General features: G+C 63.9%; 22 protein-coding genes and 1 tRNA gene. 5 read left to right on the top strand and 18 right to left on the bottom strand.

The features are described from left to right. Positions 1–128 precede the first annotated feature (128 nt). The 5 genes from AC1TXO_RS06125 to plsB form a co-directional block, all read right to left on the bottom strand. Positions 129–202: transfer RNA gene (locus tag AC1TXO_RS06125), tRNA-Gly, on the bottom strand. A 112-nt stretch (positions 203–314) separates the two neighbouring features. Beyond that, positions 315–1196, bottom strand: a complete 882-nt coding sequence (locus tag AC1TXO_RS06130; RefSeq protein WP_486405490.1) for an alpha/beta fold hydrolase — start codon at positions 1194–1196, stop codon at positions 315–317. 593 nt (positions 1197–1789) lie between these two features. Next, positions 1790–2476, bottom strand: a complete 687-nt coding sequence (locus AC1TXO_RS06135; protein ID WP_486405491.1) for a DUF4197 domain-containing protein — start codon at positions 2474–2476, stop codon at positions 1790–1792. A 33-nt stretch (positions 2477–2509) separates the two neighbouring features. Further along, a complete protein-coding gene (locus AC1TXO_RS06140; protein WP_486405492.1) occupies positions 2510–2908 on the bottom strand; it encodes a YbaY family lipoprotein in 399 nt (132 codons plus the stop codon). A 195-nt stretch (positions 2909–3103) separates the two neighbouring features. Continuing rightward, on the bottom strand, positions 3104–5590 hold the full coding sequence (gene plsB, locus AC1TXO_RS06145; RefSeq protein WP_486405493.1) for a glycerol-3-phosphate 1-O-acyltransferase PlsB: 2487 nt from the start codon (positions 5588–5590) through the stop codon (positions 3104–3106). 231 nt (positions 5591–5821) lie between these two features. On the opposite strand from plsB, the gene AC1TXO_RS06150 reads away from it, so the two are divergent. Beyond that, the gene (locus tag AC1TXO_RS06150; protein ID WP_486405494.1) at positions 5822–6031 is read left to right on the top strand and encodes a cold-shock protein; all 210 of its coding nucleotides are present in this window, start codon (positions 5822–5824) and stop codon (positions 6029–6031) included. A 64-nt stretch (positions 6032–6095) separates the two neighbouring features. Here the strand turns inward: AC1TXO_RS06150 and AC1TXO_RS06155 are convergent, their stop codons facing one another. From AC1TXO_RS06155 to AC1TXO_RS06170, 4 genes are all read right to left on the bottom strand, one after another. Beyond that, a complete protein-coding gene (locus tag AC1TXO_RS06155) occupies positions 6096–6473 on the bottom strand; it encodes a hypothetical protein (protein WP_486405495.1) in 378 nt (125 codons plus the stop codon). Between the two features lie 19 nt (positions 6474–6492). Then, the gene (locus tag AC1TXO_RS06160) at positions 6493–7305 is read right to left on the bottom strand and encodes a putative RNA methyltransferase (RefSeq protein ID WP_486405496.1); all 813 of its coding nucleotides are present in this window, start codon (positions 7303–7305) and stop codon (positions 6493–6495) included. After that, entirely contained in the window at positions 7305–8456 is a 1152-nt protein-coding gene (gene dapE, locus AC1TXO_RS06165) for a succinyl-diaminopimelate desuccinylase (protein WP_486405497.1), read from the bottom strand. Before dapE ends, AC1TXO_RS06160 begins: the two co-directional genes overlap by 1 nt. A 192-nt stretch (positions 8457–8648) precedes the next feature. After that, positions 8649–11240, bottom strand: a complete 2592-nt coding sequence (locus tag AC1TXO_RS06170) for a glycosyltransferase (RefSeq protein ID WP_486405498.1) — start codon at positions 11238–11240, stop codon at positions 8649–8651. A gap of 213 nt (positions 11241–11453) precedes the next feature. Here AC1TXO_RS06170 and tcdA point away from each other — a divergent pair, with 213 nt between their 5' ends. After that, positions 11454–12263, top strand: a complete 810-nt coding sequence (gene tcdA / locus AC1TXO_RS06175; RefSeq protein ID WP_065862293.1) for a tRNA cyclic N6-threonylcarbamoyladenosine(37) synthase TcdA — start codon at positions 11454–11456, stop codon at positions 12261–12263. A gap of 73 nt (positions 12264–12336) precedes the next feature. Here the strand turns inward: tcdA and AC1TXO_RS06180 are convergent, their stop codons facing one another. From AC1TXO_RS06180 to pncA, 5 genes are all read right to left on the bottom strand, one after another. Continuing rightward, the gene (locus tag AC1TXO_RS06180) at positions 12337–12747 is read right to left on the bottom strand and encodes a SufE family protein (protein ID WP_486405499.1); all 411 of its coding nucleotides are present in this window, start codon (positions 12745–12747) and stop codon (positions 12337–12339) included. Then, on the bottom strand, positions 12744–13949 hold the full coding sequence (locus tag AC1TXO_RS06185; RefSeq protein ID WP_486405500.1) for an aminotransferase class V-fold PLP-dependent enzyme: 1206 nt from the start codon (positions 13947–13949) through the stop codon (positions 12744–12746). The genes AC1TXO_RS06180 and AC1TXO_RS06185 overlap by 4 nt, the downstream gene beginning before the upstream one ends. 122 nt (positions 13950–14071) lie before the next feature. After that, entirely contained in the window at positions 14072–15106 is a 1035-nt protein-coding gene (dapD, locus tag AC1TXO_RS06190; RefSeq protein ID WP_486405501.1) for a 2,3,4,5-tetrahydropyridine-2,6-dicarboxylate N-succinyltransferase, read from the bottom strand. Positions 15107–15145: 39 nt separating this feature from the next. After that, complete coding sequence (locus AC1TXO_RS06195) at positions 15146–15493, bottom strand: ArsC family reductase (protein ID WP_330076248.1); 348 nt, start codon at positions 15491–15493, stop codon at positions 15146–15148. A 130-nt stretch (positions 15494–15623) separates the two neighbouring features. Then, entirely contained in the window at positions 15624–16289 is a 666-nt protein-coding gene (pncA, locus tag AC1TXO_RS06200; RefSeq protein WP_486405502.1) for a bifunctional nicotinamidase/pyrazinamidase, read from the bottom strand. Between the two features lie 180 nt (positions 16290–16469). Here pncA and AC1TXO_RS06205 point away from each other — a divergent pair, with 180 nt between their 5' ends. After that, positions 16470–18116 (top strand): Na+/H+ antiporter, encoded by a 1647-nt coding sequence (locus AC1TXO_RS06205; protein ID WP_486405503.1) that lies wholly within the window; start codon positions 16470–16472, stop codon positions 18114–18116. Between the two features lie 2 nt (positions 18117–18118). Here AC1TXO_RS06205 and AC1TXO_RS06210 read toward each other — a convergent pair whose 3' ends face one another. The 4 genes from AC1TXO_RS06210 to map form a co-directional block, all read right to left on the bottom strand. Beyond that, on the bottom strand, positions 18119–18853 hold the full coding sequence (locus AC1TXO_RS06210; protein ID WP_486405504.1) for a M12 family metallopeptidase: 735 nt from the start codon (positions 18851–18853) through the stop codon (positions 18119–18121). A 179-nt stretch (positions 18854–19032) separates the two neighbouring features. After that, positions 19033–20229 carry a succinyldiaminopimelate transaminase gene (gene dapC / locus AC1TXO_RS06215; protein WP_486405505.1) on the bottom strand — a complete coding sequence of 399 codons (1197 nt, stop codon included), beginning with the start codon at positions 20227–20229 and terminating at the stop codon, positions 19033–19035. 21 nt (positions 20230–20250) lie between these two features. After that, entirely contained in the window at positions 20251–22950 is a 2700-nt protein-coding gene (locus tag AC1TXO_RS06220) for a [protein-PII] uridylyltransferase (RefSeq protein WP_486405506.1), read from the bottom strand. Positions 22951–22972: 22 nt separating this feature from the next. Beyond that, the gene (map, locus tag AC1TXO_RS06225; RefSeq protein ID WP_486405507.1) at positions 22973–23755 is read right to left on the bottom strand and encodes a type I methionyl aminopeptidase; all 783 of its coding nucleotides are present in this window, start codon (positions 23753–23755) and stop codon (positions 22973–22975) included. Positions 23756–24099: 344 nt separating this feature from the next. On the opposite strand from map, the gene rpsB reads away from it, so the two are divergent. Further along, a complete protein-coding gene (gene rpsB, locus AC1TXO_RS06230; protein ID WP_054891081.1) occupies positions 24100–24837 on the top strand; it encodes a 30S ribosomal protein S2 in 738 nt (245 codons plus the stop codon). A gap of 185 nt (positions 24838–25022) precedes the next feature. Next, entirely contained in the window at positions 25023–25886 is an 864-nt protein-coding gene (gene tsf, locus AC1TXO_RS06235) for a translation elongation factor Ts (protein ID WP_054891080.1), read from the top strand. Positions 25887–26054 lie beyond the last annotated feature (168 nt).

Consider the following 26054-nt stretch of genomic DNA (forward strand, 5'->3'; position numbering starts at 1 on the left):
AGAGAGCCTTCAGACGGTGTTGGGGTCGACCAGCGGTAATGGCAGCGCCACAACATTCGGATCAGAGGCAAGGTGGTGTTGAGGATCTGGCTTGTCCACCAGGGAGTAGCGGAAAAACTGATTGGAAGTGGAGCGGGTAGAGGGAATCGAACCCTCAACTAAAGCTTGGGAAGCTTTCGTTTTGCCACTAAACTATACCCGCTTCGCAGCGCGACTTTTTACCAGAACCCGGCTCATATGAGAAGCCCGGGGTTGTAAAAAAGCCTCTCGACCACCTGCAACCGGCGGGTGACGGTTACAGGTTGCCGAACCCCTCAGATGGCCAGCGCATGCTGCCCCTGCACGTAGGTGTAGCGCTGGCGGGCCTCGCGCGCGGGCTCGAGGAAGCCGAGCATGGCGCTGCGGGTATCCTCGCAGGCGGTCTTGTGTTCCATGTCGAGGAAGTGGCCGGCATCGCGAATCACGCTGAACTGGCTCTTGCCCACATGGCGGCTGAACTGCCGCGCGTCCTCCACCGTGGTGTACTCGTCACGTTCACCGTTGATGAACAGCACCGGAATGTCGATGTTGCGCGCGCCTTTCAATGCCCGCTCCAGATCGTGATCCAGCACCTGGTTGATGTGGAAATGCATCTGCGAGTACTCGTGGCTGTCCAGGTTGCTCACGTGGCGGTAGTTGAAGCGCTTGAACAGTGACGGCAGGTGCTTGCCGATGGTGTCGTTGACCAGGTTGCCGACCCGGCAGCGATCGCAGGCCGACAGGTACTGGCAACCGCGCTCGAGGTAGTCGCGCATCGGCGCGTTGATCACCGGCGAGAACGAGCTGACGATCGCCTTCTTCACCCGCCGTGGCTGGTGCGCCAGCGCCAGCAGGGTGCAGGCACCGCCCCAGGAGAAGGACATCACGTGATCGGCGCGAAAGTGCTCGACCAGCTCCAGCAGGATATGCGCCTCGGTCTCTTTGCTGAGCAGACGCTCCTGGCGGTTGTGTGGCTTGGACTTGCCGGCATAGGGCTGGTCGTACAACACCACGTTGAATTGCGGATACAGGTTGCGCACCGTCTGGGCAAACGACGCCGTGGTGGCCAGCGAGCCGTTGATCAGGACGATCGTCTTCTCTGCCGTTTCCGCGCGATAGAACTCCGTGTAAACCCGGTACTGACCTTGGATATCAAGTACAGCGATTTCTGGCCTCATGTCATCGACTCCTGGCGCAAAAAGGGCACTCGCGTCTCTAGGTTCTGTGTGAAAAGCCTTGATACTCGTTCATGCTGCGTTGAAAACAGCCTCGGAATGCTCATTTACAACCCGTAAACTCCGCTTCCTCGGCTGTTTTCGCCTTGCCTGACCTTCGTCTCAAGACTTTTCACACAGACCCTAGTGGCCTGCCCAGCCGTAACGATCGCTCGGGATGGCTGCGCAGAACCCTAGGGTGCACGTTTCATATGACAGGTAGGCATTCGCCTGGAAGTGAAACCGGGGCCCAGTGCCGATCCCTGTTGCGTGGGTCGACGGGTATTGTTGTTGGCGGGCTATCTGCCGTGCCCCAGGGCATCGAGACCCTGGGTGGCCAGCAAAAGGCGTCTTGGACTCCATGTGTGACCGGCGGGTCACATGAAGACTGACGAATTGGATTCAAGCAGCCGTGCGCAGATCGTGCAAGTGCCGCTCTGGGGATCTTTTGCGTAAAACCGCCGGGTGGTCGTTCTGGCGGCGCCCATGAGCATGGGCTGGGGTGGCATCGCGGGCGTCTGCCCGCAATGCGCTTTCAGGCCGTGGGGGTGGTCGAATCAGAGTGCGCCGAAGACTTTCTTGGCCAGGCTGGTGGCTGCCTGCGCCGGGTTCTGGCGGATGCTCTGCTCCTGCTTGGCGATCATCTCGAACAGCCCGTCCAGGGCTTTTTCGGTCACGTAGTTCTCGATATTGGCGTCATCCTTGATCAGGCCCAGCCCCTTGGCCTGGCCGGCGAAACTGTTGTACTGCTGGGCCAGGCCGACCTTGTCGGTGGCCTGCTTGACGATTGGCAGGAACTTGGCGCGGATCTGCTCGCGGCTGCTCTTGTTCAGGTACTGGGTGGCCGAATCCTCGCCACCGCTGAGAATGCCCTTGGCATCGGTGACGGTCATCTTCTTCACCGCATCCACCAGAATGGCCTGGGCTTGCGGCACGGCGGCCTCGGCGGCCTTGTTCATGCCGGTTTCCAGGGCATCGACCTGGTCACCCTTGCCGAACATCTTCATGGCCTTGGCCGCCTTGCCCAGGTTGCCGGGCAGTTCGATGCGCACGTCGGGGTTGTTGCTGAAACCGCCCGGGGTGCTCAGTTGCTTGACGGCAATCTGCGCGCCTTGGGTCAGGGCATCCTTGAGGCCGCCGGCGGCATCGTTCTGGGACAGGTCGCCGAGCGACAGGGCCAGGGCGCTGGCCGACAGCAGCAGGCCGGCGCACAGGGTGGTGAAGCGCAGGGAGGAACGAATCATGAAGACTTCCTTATGGGCAGAAATGAGGCAGGGTCAGCGTACCGGATCGACCTTGACCCGCAGCGGTTGCGGATCGCTGCCGTCGAGCCTGACGCCGTGGTGCTCGGTGTTGATGAACAGCAGCTCGCCATCGAGTTCGATGCGCGCGCTGATCGCGTAGCGGTGGCCTGGCTGGACCTTGGCCTTGTCGTAGCTGAGCTGGAAGGGCAGCGGCACGTTGCCCTTGACCGGGCCGGACTGGCTGGCCAGGGTCACGGCCGGGGCGTCCATCAGCGACACGTCCTGCAGGCTCACGCTGAGTGTGGCGGCAGGAGGCAGGGCAATACGCTGCAGGTAGAAGACTTCGCCCTCCAGGCTGGCCTGGTTGGACGGGGTATGGCTTGAGCAGGCTGCCAGCAGGGTGGCGCAGCACAGCGTGACGAGTTTTTTCATGGGCTCTGGGCAATCCTTGGCGGGGGCTTGTGGCCGACCACTGGGACTTTAGCGCAATGGCGGGCGGGGAAGGAAATCTGTCCGGTGCTCAGCGCCATGTTCGGTGCATCTGCCATGGTGACCTTTTTCGCGGGCAAGCCCGCTCCCACAGACATTTGCAGGAGCGGGCCTGCCCGCGAAAAGGCCGACCCTGCATCAGACGATAGCCTGTTCCCCGGTTTCGTCCCGGTGCAGCGCAACCTGGCGGATCGACAAGCGCAGCTCCACCGACAGCACCCGCTTGGCGACGCCCTCGGCCAGTTCGGCGAGCTTGTCGTGGTAGCCCAGCTTGCCTTCGGCATCAGGTTGCAGCACACCTTCGCGCACCAGGGTCTGGATGAAGTGGCGGAACAGCGTCTTGTCGAAGAACTCCGGGGCATTGAGCCCATGCAGGATCGACAGGCGCTGGGCCATCATCACGCACAGGCCTTCCAGCTCCTCGGCATTCAGGCTGTGCTGGCCGCTGTTGAGCAGCAGCGAGGTGGCCATGTAGAAGCGTTGCAGGGTCTGGGTGATGGCCCTGGCCAGCAGAGTGAGCAGCACGAACTGACGCGAACTGGGCGCCGGGCGCAGGTACACGCCATTCTCGAAACGCAGCAAGCCTTGCTCCACCAATGCCGCCAGCCACTGGTCGATGACCTCGTCGAGCTGCTCCGGGCTCCAGTGCAGGAACAGCTCTGCCTGCAGGTAGGGGTACAGCGCCTGCACGTACTGGCCGAGCAGTTCGCGGCTCATTCGCGCGCTGCTCAGGAAGAAGCTTGCCAGCAGCGCCGGCAGGGCGAAGATGTGCAGGATGTTGTTGCGGTAGTACGTCATCAGCACCGCATTGGCTTCGTCCAGGTAAAGGATGCGCCCCAGGGCGTCCTTCTGTTCGGCCAGCAGTTCCATGCCCCTGACGTGCTCGATCAGTGCCTTGCCGTCACCCTCGGGCAGGGTGATGTGCGGCGAGTAGGGGACCTGGCGCAACAGGCCCAGGTACAGGTCCAGCACCCGTACCAGTGCACGTTCGTCCAGGGCCAGGCGGCTGGTCGACAGCAGGGCCAGCGCCACCAGGTTGACCGGGTTGATCGCCGCTGCGCCGTTCAGGTGCCGGGCCACCGTTTCGCCCAGGCGCGTGGTGGTGTCGTTGAGCCAGGCCGGGCGGAACTGCGGACCGAGTTCCTGTTCGCGCCAGCCGGGCTGTTGCTGGTCGAGGAAGGCGCCCAGGCGGATCGGTTCGCCGAAGTTGACGTAGACCTGGCCGAAGCGCTGCTTGAGCGCCCCGATGACCTTGAAGATGTCGAAGATCGACTCCTTCTTCTTGCTCGCCCCGCGCAGTTCGCCCAGGTAGGTGCGGCCTTCGAGCACGCGCTCGTAGCCGATGTACACCGGCACGAAGACGATCGGGGTACGCGAGGAACGCAGGAAGCTGCGCAGGGTGATCGCCAGCATGCCTGGGCGGGGTTGCAGCATGCGCCCGGTGCGCGAGCGCCCGCCCTCGACGAAGTACTCCACCGGGAAGCCCTTGGTGAACAGGGTGTGCAGGTACTCGTTGAACACCGCCGTATACAGCGGGTTGCCCTTGAAGGTGCGGCGCATGAAGAAGGCGCCGCCGCGGCGCAGCAGGCCGCCGATCACCGGCATGTTGAGGTTGATGCCGGCGGCGATGTGCGGCGGTGTCAGGCCATTGCGGAACAACAGGTACGACAGCAGCAGGTAGTCGATGTGGCTGCGATGGCACGGCACGTAGATCACTTCGTGGCCAGGTGCGATGCCTTGCACCTGTTCGATGTGGTTGACCTTGATGCCGTCGTAGATCTTGTTCCAGAACCAGCTCAGCACCACTTCCAGGAAGCGGATGGCGGTGTAGGTGTAGTCGGAGGCGATCTCGTTGCCATAGTGCAGGGCCTTGGCTTCGGCCTTGGCCTGGGGGATGTTCTCGCGTTGCGCCTCCTCGGCAATGGCCTGACGGACCAGGGGCGCATGCACCAGCCCCTTGACCAGGTTGCGCCGGTGCGAGATGTCCGGGCCGATCACCGCCGTCTTGAGATTGCGAAAGTGTACGCGCATCAGGCGCTGGGCCATGCGCACGGTGCGCTCGTGGCCCTTGTTGTGCTGCACCAGCTCGCGCAGGTGGATCGGCGCCGAGAACTGCACGCGGGTCTTGCGCCCCAGGATCAGCACGGTCAGCAGGCGGCGCAGGCGCCCGGTGACCGCCCAGCTGTCGGCGAACAGCAGCTTCCAGGGGCTGCTTTCGCTGGCTGGGGTCTGGCCCCAGAACACGCTCACCGGAATGATCTGCGCATCTTCTTCGGCATGTTCGCCGAGGGCGGTGACCAGGCGCTCGAGGGTGGGCGGTGCACCGCGCTTGTCATGCCGGCCGAGCCAGTCCGGGTCCGGCGTCAGGTAGAAGAATGCGGCGGGTTCCTGCAGCGGGCCGACACTGACCGGCAGCACCGGGCGTGGCAGCCCCGCATTGGTGCATTCGCGGTCGATCACGGCCAGATCGGTGAGCGATGGCGAGGGCAGGGCGTAGAACACCGGGCGGCTGCGGTCGAGGTTGAGCGTCAGCGACGACTGGTTGATGGTTTCGGAGCGCACCCACAGGTACAGGACGCGACGCAGGGCGCCGAAGATCAGGCGGCGCAGGGGGGAACGGGTCATGGGGTGTCGGCCCTGGAAAAATGTATCAGGTGATATACCAGCAAGTTAGGCTGCTGTATCGGCATAAGTTCAGCAAAAAACGTCGCTCTACGGGCCGGTCATCAAATTTTTTTGTTGCGTGTCATATACTCGGTCCGCACCTTGCAGGAAATTTCCTCAAGCTGTGTCGGCAAAGGGCGGAGCCCTGTGCCTGCAAGGCGATCTTCAAAATAAAAATCCGGAGTGTTTCAGATGTCGTCTCGTGAGACTGGGAATGTGAAGTGGTTCAACGATGCCAAGGGTTTTGGCTTCATTCAGCGCGACGGGGGAGCGGACGTGTTCGTCCACTATCGTGCGATCCGCGGTGAGGGGCATCGTACCCTGGTCGAAGGACAGCAGGTGGAGTACAACCTGGTGCAGGGCCAGAAAGGCCTGCAGGCAGAGGACGTGGTCGGTCTCTGACAGGTAGTCGGCACGCTTCAAGCTGCAGGTTGTCCGTGGAACTTGCAGCCTGATGCGAGCTTTTTCAGTTGGTGCGCCAGGTGATTTCCTCTTCTCCGTCGGCGCTGATGCGGATCCAGCGATCGGCATCCTCTTCCCCATCTTCCTCGGCCCAGCTGCCCGGCGCGCAGCGCACTTCGACATTCAGCGCCGCGAAGGCGGCACGCGCGCATGCCACGTCATCGGCCCACGGCGTCTGATCGCTTTCCAGGTACAGGCTGTTCCATTTCCCTACAGCCTTGGGTAACCATGTGACCGGAATGTTACCGGCTGTGCACTTGAAGGTCTGGCCTTTCTGTTTCCACTCGCTGCATGGGCCCAGGGCCTGGGTCAGCCAGTCGGCGATCTGCTTGTGATCGACGTCGGCGTCCTTGAGGTAGATCTCGATATCGGGTTGGCGCATTTCAGGGCTCCGGGTGTGCTCAGTCTTGGCGCACGAAATAGTCATAACGCATTGAAACCGTGACGTCGAACGGCTCGGGCTGCTCGATCACCCTGGCGCGTTTCTCGGCGCTGGCGCGCCAGCCGTGCGGGGTCATGGCCAGCAGGTCTGCGCGGGCCTTGGCTTCGCTCAGTGTCAGGGTGAACTCGAGCACCTCGCCGTGGGCGTGCTGCATGCCGTCCGGGATCAGGGCCAGGTGCTTGTCGTCGGCGTAGGGGCGCACTTCATCGTAGAGCATCTGGCGCAGCTCCATCAGGTGGCCGCTGGTCGGTCCGACCCGCATCAGGCCGCCACCAGGGGCGAGCAGGCGCTTGGCTTCGGCCCAGTCCAGCGGGCTGAAGACGCTGGCGATGAAGTTGCAACTGGCGTCGGCCATCGGTACGCGGGCCATGCTGGCGACCATCCAGGTCAACTGCGGCGCGCGGCGACAGGCTCGCTTGACCGCCTCGCGGGAGATGTCCAGGGCATAGCCGTCTGCCGCTGGCAGCGACCGGGCGATCTGCGCGGTGTAGTAGCCCTCGCCGCAGCCGATGTCGAGCCAGGCCGCTGGCTGGCGCTCGGCGGCCAGCTGCGCCAGGCGCGCGGCCACCGGGGCGTAGTGGCCGGCGTCGAGGAAGTCGCGGCGGGCCTCGACCATGGCCTGGTTGTCGCCTGGGTCGCGGCTGTTCTTGTGCTGCACCGGCAACAGGTTCAGGTAGCCCTGGCGGGCGCGGTCGAAGCGGTGGCCGGCAGGGCAGGCCACGCCGCTGTCGAGCTGCGCCAGGGGCGCCTGGCAGAGGGGGCAGGCGAGCATCAGGCGAGCAACCGGACCAGGGTCTGGTAGTAGATTTCGCTCAGCAGGTCGAGGTCGCTGGCCAGGATGCGTTCGTCCACCTGGTGGATGGTGGCGTTGACCGGGCCGAGCTCGACCACCTGGGTGCCCATGGTGGCGATGAAGCGACCATCGGAGGTGCCACCGCTGGTGGATGGCTGGGTGTCGCGCCCGGTGACGGCCTTGATGCTCGACGACACCGCATCGAGCAGTTCGCCCGGTTCGGTGAGGAACGGCAAGCCCGACAGCGCCCAGTCGATCGACCACTCCAGCTGGTGCTTGTCGAGGATCGCTGCCACCCGCTGTTGCAGACCTTCGACGGTCGACTCGGTGGAGAAGCGGAAGTTGAACAGCGCGACCAGGTCGCCTGGGACCACGTTGGTGGCGCCGGTACCGGAGTTGAGGTTGGAGATCTGGAAGCTGGTCGGCGGGAAGAAAGCGTTGCCCTCGTCCCAGTGCTCGGCGGCCAGTTCGGCCAGCGCCGGCGCGGCCAGGTGGATCGGGTTGCGCGCCAGGTGCGGGTAGGCCACATGGCCCTGTTTGCCGCGCACGGTCAGCTTGGCGCCGAGCGAGCCGCGGCGGCCGTTCTTGACCACGTCTCCGAGCAGCGTGGTGCTCGATGGCTCGCCGACGATGCACCAGTCCAGGCGCTCGTTACGCGCCTTGAGCAGTTCGACCACGGCCTTGGTGCCGTGGTGCGCCGGGCCTTCCTCGTCGCTGGTGATGAGGAAGGCGACCTTGCCGCGGTGGTCGGGGTAGTCGCTGACGAAGCGTTCACTGGCGATCACCATCGATGCCAGGCTGCCTTTCATGTCGGCAGCACCGCGACCGCAGAGCATGCCGTCGGCGTCGATCAGGGCGTCGAAGGGCTCATGCTGCCATTGCTGCACCGGGCCGGTGGGCACTACGTCGGTATGGCCGGCGAAGCACAGCACCGGGCCGTCCTGGGTGCCGTGGGTGGCCCAGAAGTTGTCGACATCCTCGAAGCGCATCGGCTCGAGCTGGAAGCCGACGGCGCCCAGACGGTTCATCATTTGTGCCTGGCAGTCGGCATCGACCGGCGTCACCGAGGGGCGACGGATCAGGTCGCAGGCCAGTTGAAGGGTAGGCGAGAGCTCGGCAGGGGCCGTCATGGGGGACTCCGGGGCAAGGCAAGGCGGGAAATCTGAGGGGCGTTATCTTATATCAAATGATTTCAGGGTTCACGGCCATTCGCGGGCAAGTCGCAGTGCCGAACCGCCCTGCAAGAACTGCTCGGCCTTGTGGGGGCGGCGGTTCGGCGCTGTGACTTGCCCGCGAATGGGCTGCGAAGCAGCCCGGCTCCATCAGGCCTGTTGCGGTTCAGCGGCCTTTTCCCCTGGCTTGGGCAGCGACGACAGCAACGCCATCACCAACGCCGCCAGGTACGGCAGCGACTGCACCAGCAGCATCGCCACCCAGAAGCGCATGTCGGAGCTGGGCAACCCCTGCACCAGGTAGATCCCGGCTGCCGCACTCCACAACAACAGCATGATGAACAATTCCTCACGGGCCTCGGAAATCGCCACCAGCACGCCATGGCTGTCGGCATTCTTCGGCGTGCGGAAGAACGGCATGCTGCTGGTGAAGAAACCGTACAGCACCGCCTTGGCGATGGTGTGCGACAGCGCCAGGCCCGCCAGGGCAGCAGCAAAGGCGTCCTTCATGTTGACCCCCACCGCACGGCGGTAGAGGAACACGATCTTGCCGACCTTGAAGAAGAACAGCGCCAGCGGCGGGATGGCAAAGATCATCAGCGGTGGATCGACGCGATGCGGCACGATGATCATCGCCGCCGACCACAACAGTGCACCGACGGTGAAGAAGATGTTCATGCCGTCGGCGATCCACGGCAGCCAGCCGGCCAGGAAGTGGTAGCGCTGGCCTCGGGTCAGCTCGCTGTTCCTGCCGCGCAGCAGGGCGCCGGCGTGGTGCTTGATGATCTGGATCGCACCATAGGCCCAGCGGAAGCGCTGTTTCTTGAAGTCGATGAAGGTGTCGGGCATCAGGCCCTTGCCGTAGCTGTTGTGGGCATAGGCGGCCGACAGCCCCTTCTCGAACACCCGCAGGCCCAGCTCGGCGTCCTCGCAGATGCACCATTCGGCCCAGCCCAGCTCCTGGAGCACGCTGCGCCGGGTCATGGTCATGGTGCCGTGCTGGATGATTGCGTCACGGTCGTTGCGGGTGACCATGCCGATGTGGAAGAAGCCCTTGTATTCGCTGTAGCACAGCTTCTTGAAGGCGCTCTCATGCTGGTCGCGGTAGTCCTGCGGCGACTGCACCACAGCGATCTTCGGGTCGGCGAAGTGCGGCACCATGTGCTTGAGCCAGTTGCGGTCGACGCAGTAGTCCGAGTCGATCACCGCGATCACTTCGGCATCCTTGGCGGTGTGCGGGATCAGGTAGTTCAGCGCGCCGCCCTTGAAGCCGGCCAGTGGCGCGACATGGAAGAAGCGGAAGCGCTCGCCGAGCTTTTCGCAGTGGGCCTTGAGCGGCTCCCACACGGCCGGATCCTTGGTGTTGTTGTCGATCACCAGCACTTCGTAGTCCGGATAGTCCAGGGCGGCGAGGGCATCGAGGGTCTGCTTGACCATCTCCGGCGGCTCGTTGTAGCACGGCACGTGCACCGAGACTTTCGGCCGATAGGCCGTGTCGCCCTGCACCGGCAGGAATTCGCGTCGTCGCTTGTGGATCCATACCGCCTCGGCCAGCTCGTGGGCTTCGGTGAGCAAGACGATGAACACACCGATGGCGCCGAGCGCCAGCAGCAGGCCGACGGTGAGGCTGAACCAGGTGCTGTACTGCTGGCTGTAGTCGTAGGCGATCCACACCAGCACCGACCCGCAGAGGAAGGTGATGAAGGTCAGGAAGGTGCGCCCGCGTTGGCGCAGCGCCGAGCCGTCGATCAGCAGCACGGTCAGGGCGATCATCGCCAGCACCACTGAAGCGACTGCCAGGGCGCGCCATTGTGGAATGGCCACCACCGGTCCTTCGAAGTTGAATTTCTGCTGGCGCTCGGCGTTGAACACGCCCCAGTAGGCGCCCACCGAACCTTCGTCGCTGGCTTTCCAGGGCTGGTCATAGGCTTCGATGACGAAGTAGTTGAAGCCACGCCGGTTCAAGGTGTTGACCAGGGTACGCAGGTAGATCGCCTGGTCGGCCTGGGTCGCGTCGGCGCCGCCGCGCATGCGGCCATTGCTCGGCCAGCCCACTTCCGACAGCAGCAAGGGTTTGCGCGGGAACTGGCGCTTGAGGTCGCGGGCGCGGTCGAGCACGAACTGAATCGAGTCGCCCACCGGCACGAACTCCCAGTAAGGCAGGATGTGCGCGGCGATCAGGTCGACGTGCTTGGCCAGCTCCGGGTGCTCTTTCCAGATGTGCCATTGCTCGCTGGTGGTCACAGGTACTTTGACTGCGGCCCGTACCCGGTCCAGGTATTTGATCAGGGCCTCTGGTGTGATTTCTTCTCGGAACAGCGCCTCGTTGCCCACCACCACACGCACGACACTGCGCGAGTTGTTGGCCAGGCCGATGGCTTTTTCGATCTCGCGCTCGTTGCGCTCCAGGTCCGTGCTGATCCAGATACCCAAGGTGACGCGCAGGCCCAGCTCTTCGGCCAGGTGGGGGATTTCCGCCTGGGTGCCTTCGACGGTGTAGATGCGGATGTTGTCGGTCAGCTTGCTCAGTTGCTCCAGGTCCTGGCGCATCTCGTCTTCGCTGGGGTACTGGCCCTTTTGCGGGCTTTCACCAAGGCGGAACGGTGAGTAGGAAAAACCGGAGATCTGCTCTGGCCAGGCGGGCGCCGACACCGGGCGGTTGATCAGCGCCCAGAAGCCGGTGAACAGCGCGGCAATGGCCAGGACCACCACCAGGTTGAGGCCGAATTTGCGTGATGACATAGGTGCTTCAGGTTCCGAGAGGGGAGCGGACAGCCACCAGGGGGCCGCTCTGATTGTCGTCCAGATCTAGTTGTTTGATAGGACATTAAAGCAGTATTGGTAGGCTGTTTCCTAATGAACGCGCTCTGGACGAAGGATCTCCTCGCGTCGACAAGCCCCCGCGACGCTGTTCGCTTGGCCTATAATGCGCGCCGGCTTTTTCGGGGTAGCAACATGAGCACAGAAGATCCACGCTTTGCCGGTGTCGCCCGGCTGTACGGTGACGATGGTCTGCAACGCCTGCGCCAGGCCCATGTGGCGGTGGTCGGTATCGGCGGCGTGGGCTCATGGGCTGCCGAGGCCCTGGCGCGCAGCGGCGTGGGTGAAATCAGCCTGTTCGACCTGGACGACGTCTGCGTCAGCAACACCAACCGCCAGGCGCATGCACTTGAAGGGCAGGTCGGGCGATCGAAGGTCGAGGTCATGGCCGAGCGCCTGCGGGCGATCAACCCGGCCTGTACCGTGCATGCGGTGGCCGACTTCGTGACCCGTGACACCATGCTCGAGTACATCACCGAGTCGCTGGATTGTGTCATCGACTGCATCGACAGCGTGCAGGCCAAGGCGGCCCTGATCGCCTGGTGCCGGCGCCGCAAGATCGCCATCGTCACCACCGGTGGCGCGGGCGGGCAGATCGATCCGACCCAGATCCAGATCGGCGACCTCAACAAGACCTTCAACGATCCGCTGGCTTCGCGGGTGCGTTCGACCCTGCGCCGGGACTACAACTTCTCGCGCAATGTCAGCCGCAACTACGGCGTGCCGTGCGTGTTCTCCAGCGAGCAGCTGCGCTACCCCAAGGGCGATGGCAGCGTGTGCCTGCAGAAGAGTTTCGTCGGCGAGGGCGTGCGCCTGGACTGCTCGGGTGGCTTTGGCGCGGTGATGATGGTGACCGCCACCTTCGGCATGGTGGCCGTGAGCAAGGCAGTGGAGAAGCTGGTGGCGGGGGCGCGGCGGCCTTCGGAGCGGGTCAAGGCGCAATAACCGCCCGGGCTTCCTCGCGGATGAACACACTCCTTGCGGGAGCGGGTTCACCCGCGAAACAGACGCCGCCGGGTCAGGGGCGGGCGGCGAGCTCCGCCATCCGCAGCAACACCGCATGCAGCCCGTTGCTGCGCGAGGGCGACAGTTGCCGCTCCAGCCCAAGCTGCGAGAACCATTCACGCAGGTCCAGTCCAGCCAGTTCGGTGTGGGTCAGGCCCTGCACCCGCAGCAGCAGCAGCGCAAGCAACCCACGCAGCAAACGTGCATCGCTGCTCGCCTTGAACTGCCACTGCCCCTCGACCTGCTCTGCAACCAGCCAGACCAGGCTTTCGCAGCCGTGTACACGGTTGGCCTCACTCTTGTCGGATGGCTCCAGCGGCGCCAGCCGGTCGCCCATCTGCATCAACAGGCGCGCACGCTGTTCCCAGCCCTGGGCCTGGGCGAAGCTGTCCAGTGCCTGTCGGGCCGCTTCGGGCAGGCTCATCGCAGCAGCTCCAGGCCCTGATCCAGCGCATCGAAGAAGCGCTGCAGGTCGTCGCTGTCGTTGTACAGCGCCAGTGAAACGCGAATCGCCCCCTCCAGCCCCAACCCTTTGAGCAGGGGCATGGCGCAGTGATGTCCGGCGCGCACCGCGACTCCCTGTTCGGTGAGCAGATGGGCGATGTCGGCGTTGTGCACGCCCTCGATCACGAAGCTGGCCAATGCGCTCTGCGGCGTGCCGAGGATGCGTACGCCTTCACGGTCGGCCAGGCCACGCAGCAGGTGCTGGTGCAGGCTGCTCTCGTGGGCAAGCACGGCGGCGGGGTCGAGGCTGGCGAGGTAGTCCAGTGTTGCGCCCAGGCCGATCACCGCGGCAATCGGTGGCGTGCCGGCCTCGAAGCCGAGCGGGGCAGGGCGGAAGCTCGCTTGGTGGTAATCGGCCAACTGCACCATCTCGCCGCCGAACTGCCAGTGCCGCAGCCGCGCGAGCGCTGCGCTGCGGCCATAGAGCACGCCGACGCCTTCGGGGCCATACAGCTTGTGGCTGGAGAACACGTAGAAGTCGCAGCCCAGTTGCTGCAGGTCATGACGGCCATGAACCACGCCCTGGGCACCGTCGATCACGCTCAGCGCGCCCTGGGCGCGGGCATGGGCGAGCAGCGCTGGCAAGGGCTGCCAGGTCCCGAGCACGTTGGACAACTGGCTGAGGGCTACCAGGCGGGTGCGCGGACCGATCAGTTGCAGGGCCTGGTCGAGGTCGATCCGGCCATGCCCGTCCAGCGGCAGCACGACCAGGCGCAGCTTGCGGCGCTGTGCCAATTGCTGCCAGGGCAGCAGGTTGGCGTGGTGTTCCAGGGCGCTGACGACGATTTCGTCTCCGGCTTCGAAGCCATGCTCCAGACCATAGGCCAGGAGGTTGAGCGCCGAGGTTGCGCCATGGGTGAAGACGATCTGCCGGGAGTCGCCAGCGTTGAGCCAGGTGGCAACCTTGTCGCGGCTGGCCTCGAACGCCTGGGTTGCCAGGGCTCCGGGCAGGTGCTGGGCGCGGTGCACATTGGCCGCGCCATGGCCATAGTAATGGCTCAGGGCATCGAGCAACGCCTGGGGTTTTTGCGTCGTGGCAGCGCTGTCCAGGTAGGTCTGGTGCTGGCGTTGCAGGGTGGCGATGGCGGGAAAGTCGGCACGCCAGGGGGAGGGCAGGAACATGGTCGCGGGGCCTGGAATGAAAATCGGGTCTGGCGTGGTGCCAGACCCGATCTTAACATTTCACGCACCGAGCGTCCGCTGATCGCGGGCAAGCCCACTGCGAAAGGGGGCTTGCCAGGGGCTCAGTTGTGCGCGTGCAGCGCTTCGTTCAGCTCGATGGCAGACTTGTGGGTCTTGCACTCGACTGCGCCGTTGAGCGAGTTGCGGCGGAACAGCAGGTCGGTCTGGCCAGCCAGGTCGCGGGCCTTGACCACCTTGACCAGCTCGTTGTGCTCGTCGAGCAGGTTCACCTTGGTGCCGGCAGTGATGTACAGCCCGGCTTCCACGGTGTTGCGGTCGCCCAGCGGGATGCCGATACCGGCGTTGGCACCGATCAGGCAGCCTTCGCCGACCTTGATGACGATGTTGCCGCCACCGGACAGGGTGCCCATGGTCGAGCAGCCGCCGCCCAGGTCCGACCCCTTGCCGACGAACACGCCGGCCGAGACGCGGCCTTCGATCATGCCCGGGCCTTCGGTGCCGGCGTTAAAGTTGACGAAGCCTTCGTGCATGATGGTGGTGCCTTCGCCGATGTAGGCGCCCAGGCGCACGCGGGCGGTGTCGGCGATGCGCACGCCGCTCGGCACCACGTAGTCGGTCATCTTCGGGAACTTGTCCACCGAGAACACTTCCAGCAGCTCGCCCTTCAGGCGTGCTTCCAGTTGCTGTTCGGCGAGCTCCGACAGGTCGATGGCGCCCTGGTTGGTCCAGGCCACGTTCGGCAGCAGCGGGAAGATGCCGGCCAGGGAAACGCCATGCGGCTTGACCAGACGGTGCGAAAGCAGGTGCAGCTTGAGGTAGGCCTCTGGAGTGGAGGCCAGTGCGCCGTCTTCGGCCAGCAGGGTGGCGACCAGCGGCTTGTGGCTTTCGGCCAGGCGCGTCAGCAGGGCGTGCTGGATGGCATCCACGCCCTTGACCGCGTCGGCCAGCTGGGCGGCCTGGGCCGGGCTGAAGGCGATCGCCTGGTTGCCGCCTTCGTAGCCGAGGATCGGGGCGACGGCCGCGACCAGCTCGGCGGACGGGTTGAGCAGGGGTTGCGCGTAGAAGACTTCCAGCCAGGTGCCCTGGCGGTTCTGGGTGCCGACACCGAAGGCCAGGCTGAACAGAGTGGTGGACATGCGGTTACCTCGTACAGAAATAGAGTGAAAGCGGGCGGCTCACTGCAGCGCGGCCGCGTACAGATCCGGTTTGAAGCCCACCAGGGTCTTGCCGCCGAGGTCGAGGACCGGGCGCTTGATCATCGACGGTTGGGCGAGCATCAGTTCGACGGCCCTGGCCTGGTCAAGGTCGGCCTTCTGCGCGTCGTCGAGCTTGCGGAATGTGGTGCCGGCGCGGTTGAGGATCTTTTCCCAACCGTGTTCATCGCACCAGCGGTTCAGGCTGTCGCGATCGATACCCTGGGTCTTGTAATCGTGGAAGTCGTAGCCGATGGCTTTTTCCTCGAGCCAGGTACGCGCTTTTTTCATGGTGTCGCAGGCCTTGATGCCGTAGAGAATGTAAGCCATTGAACGTCAAGGGTCGCCGGACCTTTCCGGAGCGACCCCGCAACTCCTCGAAAATTGGGGTGGGCAGGATTATGCGGTAACTATCGGTACGGCGCCACGGCTGTGGCGCCGGCTTCTGACCGACGTGTTTTCAGGCTTTGTCGAGCAATCGTCCGGACTCGAGGAAAACCACCCCGGCGAGTCGCATCTCGTCCATTGCATTCTTTAGCGAATCGTTGCTGTCGATGGCGCGGCAGGCGTCCAGCACCACATAGGTGTTGAAGCCTTTACGTCGAGCGTGCAGGGCGGTCCAGGCTACGCAGAAATCCAGGGCCAGGCCCACCACGTAGACGTTGGTGATGGCTTTTTCACGCAGGTAGCCGGCCAGGCCGGTGGTGGTCTGCTGGTCGGCTTCGTAGAAGGCCGAGTAGCTGTCCACCTGCGGGTTGCCGCCCTTGCGCACGATCAACTGTGCATGGGGCAGGTCTAACCCGGGATGGAATTCGGCGCCGTGGCTGCCTTGCACGCAGTGGTCCGGCCATAGCACCTGTGGGCCGTAGGGCAACTCGATGACGTCGTAGGGCTTTCTGCCGGGATGGCTGGAGGCGAAGGAGGCATGGCCGGCAGGATGCCAGTCCTGGGCCTGGACCACAGTGCGAAAATTCGCGGCGATCTGGTTGACCAGCGGCACGATCTGGTCGCCGTCGGGCACTGCCAGGGCGCCGCCGGCGGTGAAGTCGTTCTGTATATCGATCACGAGCAGGGCGCAATCGGGGCCAGGTTTGCTGAGTGTGTTGTGGTTCGGTGCTGTGCTCATCGAAGGACCTTCCTTGTTGTCATGGTATGGGTGATGACAGCCTTCTGGTACAAACCGCTTGTGTAGCATGGTGTTACATAATCTCCGGCGGCCTGCGACTTAGGTGCAGCGGTCGGTTGGACGCACGGATCGTTACTATATGTGTCCAATGGCTCTGAATCGAAAAGGAAAACACGCCACATGCAGTCAGCTTATACCGTTCTTATCCTGCTGATGCTGGTGAGCCTGTCCAAACTGGTCGGGCGCGTGGTGCCGCTGCCACTGCCACTGGTGCAGATCGCTGCCGGTGCCCTGCTGGCCTGGCCGACTCTGGGCCTGCATGTCGCCCTCGACCCTGAGCTGTTCCTGTTCCTGTTTTTGCCACCGCTGTTGTTCGCCGATGGCTGGCGCATGCCCAAGCGCGAACTGTGGCGCCTGCGCGGGCCGGTGGTCGGGCTGGCGGTGGGGCTGGTGCTGTTCACCGTGGTGGGGGCGGGATATTTCATTCACTGGATTCTGCCAAGCATCCCGCTGCCGGTGGCCTTCGCCCTGGCTGCGGTACTGTCGCCCACCGATGCCGTGGCGGTGTCGGCAATCACCCAGGATCGCCTGCCAACGCCCTTGATGCACATGCTCCAGGGCGAGGCGCTGATGAACGACGCCTCAGGCCTGGTGACCTTCAAGTTCGCCCTGGCGGCAGCCATCACCGGAGTGTTCTCGCTGACCGACGCCAGCCTGACCTTTGTGCTGGTGGCCATCGGTGGCCTGGCCGTCGGGGTAGGGCTGAGCTGGCTGGTCGGGCGCCTGCGGGCCTGGATGATCGCCCGGGGCTGGGACGATCCGGCCACCCATGTGGTGTTCATGTTGCTGCTGCCGTTCGCCGCCTATGTGCTCGCCGAGCGGCTGGGGGTGTCGGGCATCCTCTCGGCGGTGGCGGCGGGCATGATGCAGAGCTGGCTCGACCTGCTGCCGCGCCAGACCAGCACGCGGCTGCTCAACCGCAGCGTCTGGTCGCTGCTGGAGTTCGCCTTCAATGGCCTGATCTTCCTGCTGCTGGGCTTGCAATTGCCCGACATCATCAAGGCGGTGGTCAGCCATGAAACCTCGCTGTGGCCAACCCTGGCCTGGCGTTGCCTGGACGTTGTGGCGATCTTCGTCGCATTGGTGCTGCTGCGTTTCGTCTGGGTGCAGAGCGTGTGGCGCGCCATGGGGGCGATACGGCGCTGGCGTGGCAAGCAGGCCCTGGTGATGATGCCCAGCGCCCGTTCATGCTGGCTGCTGACCCTAGGCGGCGTGCGCGGTGCAGTGACGCTGGCGGGTGTGATGTCGGTCCCCTTGCTGATAGGCCCAGGCCAGGCTTTCCCCGAGCGCGACCTGCTGATCTTCATCGCTGCCGGGGTGATCCTGCTGTCGCTGGTCAGTGCCTGCATCGCCTTGCCCGTTCTCCTGCGCGGGGTGACCAAGAGCCCGGACGAGCGCCTGCGCCAGGAGGTCCAGGAGGCCTGGCGGCGCACGGCCGAAGCGGCCATTCACGCGCTCGAGGCCGAGGAAGTCATCGATGCCAACGCCCCTCAGGACGCCGCCCAGGCGACGCTTGCAACCGAGCTGAAGGCCCGGCTGATGGCGGAATATCGGGACGAGCTGGACAGTTACGACGACAGCGCCGAGGCGCGCGCACTGGCCGAGCAGATGGATCTGCTGGAACGGCGCTTGCGCCTGCGTGCGCTGCGGGCCCAGCGCCTGGAGCTGTACAGCCTGCACCGCCAGCACCTGGTGGGCGATGAGGTGGTGCGCCAGGTGCTGGGGGAGCTGGATATGAGCGAGGCGAACCTGGGGCAGGTCCGTTGACGTCAGTCGTGTGGATAGGCCAGGCGCATCAGTTCGATATCTTTCGCGCTGATCTCCGTGTTCTGCTCTATCTCGGAACCGTCCACGGTCATCCAGGCCTCGATCGAGTAATGCATTATGGAGAGCGGATCGTACTCGGACTTGATCAGGTCGTTGTCGTGCCGCTTGACCAGATATTGGGCTCTGACGTCCTGCTCTGACCAGCCAGCACGCTTGTGCGCTTCGAACAGCGCCGTCTCGTTCCAGGGGATATTGGCGTCGGGGTGGGTGTGCTCATGTTCGAACCCCAGCGCATGACCGAACTCGTGCAGTACGGTGGATTCGAACAACGTATCGCCTGGCGTGACATTGAGTGACATCGTGTCATCGTCATAACCCAGTGCGTCGGTGCCGATGTCTGATTCGTTGTGAAGCACATGCTTGCCCGTGAGGATTCTGATCTGCGCATGCTTGTTATCATCCTCCGACAGATCAAGCTCCAGGTTGGCATCGGAAAGATCTACCCACTGGCAAGCCAGTTCGAATATCGACATCTTGAGCTTTCTGTCCGGCGCACCGAGAAACGAAATCCACAATGTGCGACCGGGCGCCCACAATCGGCCGGTCTGGATCAGTCCGCGTTTTCTCCGTCCGCCGCTGCTCAGGCCTCTGTTGCGAGGGCTTTCGGCAACGGCCAGATCATGGGAAAGCTGCGGGTCCGTGCGGTGACGGGAGCGGGGTTGGAGGAGGGTATGCATTGGCAGGTTCCTGGCGGGTTAAGGAGGCCAGGATCTTGCGCTGTAAACCGAATTGCTCGGTATTACATAAGTCAATGAGGCTATATCCGCTGAAGCATCCTCACGCCCAGGGGCAGGGTGATGGTAAACAGACACCTCGGGCCTGGCATCGATGCCGGGTCCGAGGATGAATGGGCATTTCAGCGTCGTGCGAGGAAGTCGCGAATCCGCTCGGCGGCTTCGATGCACTCGGCCAATGGCGCCACCAGCGCCATGCGCACGCGTCCGGCACCGGGGTTGACGCCATCCACGTCGCGCGACAGGTACGAGCCCGGGACCACGGTCACGTGCTCGGCCTCGAACAGGTCGCGGGTAAAATCGGCGTCGCTGCCCGGCACCTTGGCCCACAGGTAGAAGCTGCCGTCCGGGCGCTGCACGTCCATCACCGGCTGCAGGATCTCGAGCACGGCATCGTACTTGGCGCGGTACTGGTCGCGGTTCGCCCGTACATGGGCTTCGTCCTGCCAGGCGGCGACGCTGGCCAGTTGCGTCTGCACCGGCATGGCGCAACCGTGGTAGGTGCGGTACAGCAGGAACGGCTTGATGATCTCGGCGTCGCCGGCGACGAAGCCCGAACGCAGGCCCGGCAGGTTGGAGCGCTTGGACAGGCTGTGGAATACCACGCAGCGCTTGAAGTCGCTGCGGCCAAGTTCGGCGCAGGCGCTCAGCAGGCCGGGCGGTGGTGCGTCTTCGTCGAAGTACAGCTCGCTGTAGCACTCGTCGGCAGCGATCACGAAGTCGTGCTCGTCGGCCAGGGCGATCAGCTTCTTCAGCGTATCCATCGGCACCAGTGCGCCGGTCGGGTTGCCTGGCGAGCACAGGAACAGGATCTGGCAGCGCTTCCAGATCTCGGCCGGCACCGCGTCGAAGTCCGGGTTGAATCCGTTGCTTTCCAGGCAGGGCAGGTAATGCGGGGTGGCGCCAGCCAGCAGCGCTGCACCTTCGTAGATCTGGTAGAACGGGTTGGGGCTGACCACCAGGCCGTCGTCGGCGCGGTTGACCACTGTTTGAGTGAAGGCGAACAGCGCCTCACGGGTGCCGTTGACCGGCAGGATATGGCGCTCGGCATCGAGCCAGCCGGCCGGCACTGCGAAGCGGCGCTCGCACCACTGGCCGATGGCCTGGCGCAGTACTGGCAGGCCTAGGGTACTGGGGTAGACCGCCAGCTTGTCGAGGTTGTCGGCCAGGGCCTTGGCGACGAACGCCGGGGATTCGTGCTTCGGCTCACCGATCGACAGGGCGATGGCGCGTTTGTCCGCCGCAGGCTTCACGCTGCCGAGCAGGGCGCGGAGCTTTTCGAAGGGGTAGGGCTGAAGCTGGGTCAAGGCATGGTTCATCGGCGCAAGGTCTCGTAATCGTCAGAAGGTCACGCGGGTGGGGCTGGTGTCGTTGGCCTGGCCGGCCTGCAACTGCTCGATGATGGCTTCCTGCAGGCGGCTGCACAGTTGCGGATCGGACAGCGGCTGGTTATCGGCATCGGTGATGAAGAACACGTCTTCCACGCGCTCGCCGAGGGTGGCGATCTTGGCGTTCTGCAGCGACAGGTCGAACTCCAGGAAGATCCGCCCCAGGCGCGCCAGCAGGCCGGGCCGGTCGGGGGCGGTGATTTCGAGGATGGTCACTGGGCGCTGGGCATCGTTGAGGATGGTCACCTGCGGCGCGAAGTTGAAGTGCTTGAGCTGGCGCGGCACCCGGCGCTGGATGATGGTCGGGTAGTCCTCGGGATTGCGCAGCGCTTCGGTCAGGCCTTCGCGGATCTGCCTGACCCGCTGCGGATTGTCGCCGATCGAGCCGCCGTCGTTGTCGAGCACGATATAGGTGTCGAGGGTGAACTGGCTGCTGGAGGTGATGATGCGGGCGTCGTGGATGTTCAGGTTGAGCTGCGACATCGCCGCCACGGTCACGGCGAAGAAGTCGTGCTGGTCAGGGGCGTAGATGAAGATCTGCGTGCCGCCTTCGAACTCGCGCTGGGTGGTTTCCTTGATCAGCACCAGCGGGCCGCCGTCGGCCGGTTGCTGGAGGATCGCATCGCTGTGCCAGGCCACGTCGGCGGCGGTGTGCTTGAGGAAGTAGTCGTCGCCCAGCTGCGACCACAGCTGTTCCACGTCGTCCGGGTCGGTGCCTTCGCGCACCAGGATGTCCAGGGCGGCACTTTGTGTCTGGCGGATCTGCTCCTCGCGGTCCAGCGGGTTTTCCAGGCCACGGCGCAGGGCGCGCTTGGTCTCGGTGTAGAGCTGGCGTAGCAGGCTGGCACGCCAGGAGTTCCACAGGCTGGGGTTGGTGGCGTTGATGTCGGCCACGGTCAGCACGTAGAGGTAGTCCAGGCGCGTCTCGTCACCCATGTGCAGGGCGAAATCGTTGATGACCTGCGGGTCGGAGAGGTCCTTGCGCTGGGCGGTGGTGGACATCACCAGGTGGTTCTGCACCAGCCAGACGATCAGCCGCGAGTCCCAGGCCGGCAACTGGTGGCGTTCGCAGAAGGCTTGCGCATCCACTGCGCCGAGCTCGGAATGATCGCCCTGGCGACCCTTGCCGATGTCGTGATAAAGGCCTGCCAGGTAGATCAGCTCGGGCTTGGGCAGGCGCCCCATGAGCTTGCTGGCCAGCGGGAATTTTTCCGATACCGGCGTGTATTGCAGCTTGCGCAGGTGCTTGATCAGGTTGAGCGTGTGCGCATCGACCGTATAGATGTGGAACAGGTCGTGCTGCATCTGCCCGACGATCAGGCCGAACTCGGGCAGGTAGCGGCCGAGGATGCCGTAGCGGTTCATGCGCCGCAGGTTGCGATGGATACCGATCTCGCACTTGAACAGCTCGATGAACAGGCTGGTGTTGCGGATATCGTTGCGGAACTTGTCGTCGATCAGGTGGCGGTGTTCGCGCAGCTGGCGCACAGTGTCGGCGCGCACGCCCTTGATCTCGGGGTGCTGGGCCATCAGCACGAAGATTTCCAGCATGGCGAACGGGGTGCGCTTGAAGACGTTCGGGTTGACCGCTTCTATATAGCCGTCGTGCAGGCGGAAGCGCGCGTTGAGCGGCTGGGTGCTGCCGCTGTCGTCGGCCAGGATCACTTCCTCGAAGTGCTGGATGATCAGGTCGCACAACTGGCTGATGCTCATCACCACCCGGTAGTACTGCTGCATGAACTGCTCGATGGCGCGCTTGGGGTTCTCGTCGCTGTAGCCGAGCAGGTCGGCGATGCTGCGCTGGTGGTCGAACAGCAGGCGATCCTCGGCGCGGCCGGCGAGCATGTGCAGGGCGTAGCGCACACGCCAGAGGAAGGCCTGCGAGGAGGCCAGCAGCTCGTTCTCGCTTTCCAGCAGGAAGCCTTCACCGGCCAGGGCGTGCAGGTTGAGGGTGCCGTACTGGCGGCGGGCGACCCAGAGCACCGTCTGGATATCGCGCAGGCCGCCGGGCGAGCCCTTGACGTTGGGCTCGAGGTTGTATTCGGTGTCGTTGTACTTGTGGTGGCGTGCCTTGAGCTCGGCGCGTTTGGCGAGGAAAAACTCCTTGCTCGGCCACATGTGCGCGGTGCTGGTGACCTCCAGCATGCGCTCGCGCAGGGCTTCGGGCCCGGCGATGGTGCGGCTTTCCATCAGGTTGGTGATCACCGTCAGGTCGGCGCGCGCCTGCTCGGCGCATTCCTCGACCGTGCGCACGCTCTGGCCGACCTCCAGGCCGATGTCCCACAGCAGCGTCAGGAAACGCTCGATGGCCTCGCGGTACTGCTCGTGCTCGGCGTGGTCGAGCAGGATCAGCAGGTCGATGTCCGACCAAGGGTGAAGCTCGCCGCGCCCGTAGCCGCCAACCGCCACCAGGGCGATGCCGTCCTGCACGCCCCAGTCGAACTGATTCCAGGCCTGCTGCAGGATGTTGTCGACGAACCAGGCGCGGTCGCCGATCAGGCTGCGGATCTCGGCGCCTTCGCGAAAGCGCCTGTCGAACACCTCGCCGGCCTGGCGCAGGGCCTTCTTGAAGGCGGGGATGGGACTCGCCTTGAGCGCCAGCTCCGCCTGGAACTGGCCGCGATCGAACAGCTCTGGATCCACCTGGGGCATCGGGTCGCCTTCCTGAATCGAGTTAGGCCGAGGTACGGGGGATGGTGTCGTCTTTGCGCAGGGTGAAGATCTCGTAGCCGCCGGCGGTGACCACCAGGGTGTGCTCCCACTGGGCCGAGAGCTTGCGGTCCTTGGTGATGGCGGTCCAGCCGTCGCCCAGCACCTTGGTGTCGGCCTTGCCCTGGTTGATCATCGGCTCGATGGTGAAGGTCATGCCTTCTTTCAGTTCCATGCCGGTACCGGCCTTGCCGTAGTGGAGGATCTGCGGCTCTTCATGGAAGACCTTGCCGATGCCGTGGCCGCAGAACTCGCGCACCACCGAGAAACCGTTCTTTTCGGCGTGCTTCTGGATCACCTCGCCGATGTCGCCCAGGCGGCAGCCCGGCTTGACCAGCTCGATGGCCTTGTACAGGCATTCCTGGGTGACCTTGGACAGGCGCTCGGCCCAGGGTGCGACGCTGCCGACATGGAACATGCGGCTGGTGTCGCCGTGGTAGCCGTCCTTGATCACGGTCACGTCGATGTTGATGGTGTCGCCATCCTTGAGCGGCTTCTCGTTGGGGATGCCGTGGCAGACCACATGGTTGATCGAGGTGCAGATCGACTTGGGGAAGCCCTTGTAGTTGAGCGGTGCCGGGATCGCCTGCTGGACGTTGACGATGTAGTCGTGGCACAGGCGGTCGAGTTCCTCGGTGGTCACGCCAGGCTTGACGTGCTCTTCGATCATTTCGAGGACTTCGGCGGCCAGGCGGCCGGCGATGCGCATCTTCTCGATGTCTTCTGCGGTCTTGATGGTGACGGTCATTACAGGCTCTCTACGGCGCCGGGCGGCGCGCAACAAACGGGAAAGGCCGGATTCTAACAGAGCAGGGCGGCGTTCTGTGGGGAGAAAACCGTGGATCCGGTGGTCTATGGGAGGCATTCTGGCGCGATTGCCGGGCTGCTGCAAAAGCCACTGACGGATGAAGCACCTTGCGGGTTCCGTTCGTCTTCTGTCTGTGGTATAAAATGCGCCGCTTTCGGGGAGGTCCCCGTCAGCTCAAACCCACACACGTGTCGACACGATGGCCTGGGTGCCCGGGATCCTCGGATCCATGGGTTGGTCATTGGGATACGTGGAGGCCCAACCCGACTTATCAAGGAACTATCATGTCCCAAGTCAACATGCGCGATATGCTGAAGGCCGGTGTGCACTTCGGCCACCAGACCCGTTACTGGAACCCGAAAATGGGCAAGTACATTTTCGGCGCGCGCAACAAGATCCACATCATCAACCTGGAAAAAACCCTGCCGATGTTCAACGACGCTCTGTCGTTCGTAGAGCGCCTGGCCCAGGGCAAGAACAAGATCCTGTTCGTCGGCACCAAGCGTTCCGCTGGCAAACTGGTCGCCGAGCAAGCTGCTCGTTGCGGTTCGCCATACGTTGATCACCGCTGGTTGGGCGGCATGCTGACCAACTACAAGACCATCCGTGCTTCGATCAAGCGTCTGCGCGACCTGGAAACCCAGGCCGAAGATGGCACCTTCGCCAAGCTGACCAAGAAAGAAGCCCTGATGCGCTCGCGCGACCTGGAAAAACTGGATCGCAGCCTGGGCGGCATCAAGGACATGGGCGGTCTGCCTGACGCACTGTTCGTCATCGACGTCGATCACGAGCGCATTGCAATCACCGAAGCCAACAAGCTGGGCATCCCGGTCATCGGCGTTGTCGATACCAACAGCAGCCCGGAAGGCGTTGACTTCGTGATCCCAGGCAACGACGACGCAATCCGCGCCATCGAGCTGTACATGACTTCGATGGCTGACGCCGTCATCCGCGGCCGCAACAACGTTGCCGGCGGTACCGAAGTCTACGCTGAAGAAGCGGCGGCACCTGCTGCCGAGTAATTGACGCCCGGCGTCTACTTGGCACGCGAAAAGGGGGCTTGGCCCCCTTTTTGCCACCTGAAATCCTCCTGTCAGAAGCGCGCCGCATCATGCGTGACGCTGATGTGAAGACAGCGGATTTCCAGAATTGAACGCCCGTGATGAGCGGGTGGAATGGTTGAAAAACTTTCCAAGAGGATTTTGAAATGGCAGCAATTACTGCAGCGCTGGTCAAAGAACTGCGCGAGCGTACCGGCGAAGGCATGATGGATTGCAAGAAGGCCCTGGAAAAGGCCGGCGGCGACATCGAGAAAGCCATTGACGACATGCGTGCCTCCGGCGCCATCAAGGCCGCCAAGAAGGCTGGCAACGTCGCTGCTGAAGGCGCTATCGCCGTCAAGACCGACGGTAAGGTCGCCGTTCTGCTGGAAGTGAACTCGCAGACCGACTTCCTGGCCCTGCAAGACGACTTCAAGAACTTCGTCGCCGAAAGCCTGGAAGAAGCCTTTGCCCAGAAGCTGACCGACGCCGCTCCGCTGATCGCCTCGCGTGAAGCTGCCCGTGAAGCCCTGGTCGCCAAGTGCGGCGAAAACGTCAACATCCGCCGTCTGGTGCGTGTTGAAGGCGACGTGGTCGGTGCCTACCTGCACGGCAACAAGATCGGCGCTGCCGTCGTTCTGAAAGGCGGTGACGTCGAGCTGGCGAAGAACATCGCCATGCACGTTGCAGCGTCGAACCCCGAGTTCCTGGATTCGTCGGAAATCTCCGCCGAGGCCATCGAGCGCGAGAAGGGCGTCTTCCTGCAGCTGAACGCCGACAAGATCGCCGGCAAGCCGGAAAACATCGTCGAGAACATGATCAACGGCCGTATCACCAAGTTCAAGGCAGAAGCTTCGCTCAAAGAGCAGGCCTTCGTCATGAACCCGGAAGTCAAGGTCGGCGATCTGGCGAAGAAAGCCGGTGCTGAAATCGTTTCCTTCACCTACTTCAAGGTCGGCGAAGGCATCGAGAAGCCGGTTGACGACTTCGCTGCCGAAGTGGCCGCCCAGGTCGCTGCCGCCAAGCAGTAAGACGGACTCGTCTGTCGCCCCGAAGAGGCTGCCCGCTCACGCGCGCAGCCTCTTTGTCAAAGCGCGCAAGGGTTTATCTGGCCCCCGCGTGCTGGCACTGAAGCAGTGCCACGCTACAGTTAGCAGGCTGCACACAGCCCGCACGGAATTTTCTAAAAGTACGCCGCA

This window comes from Pseudomonas sp. FA117, assembly GCF_057370475.1.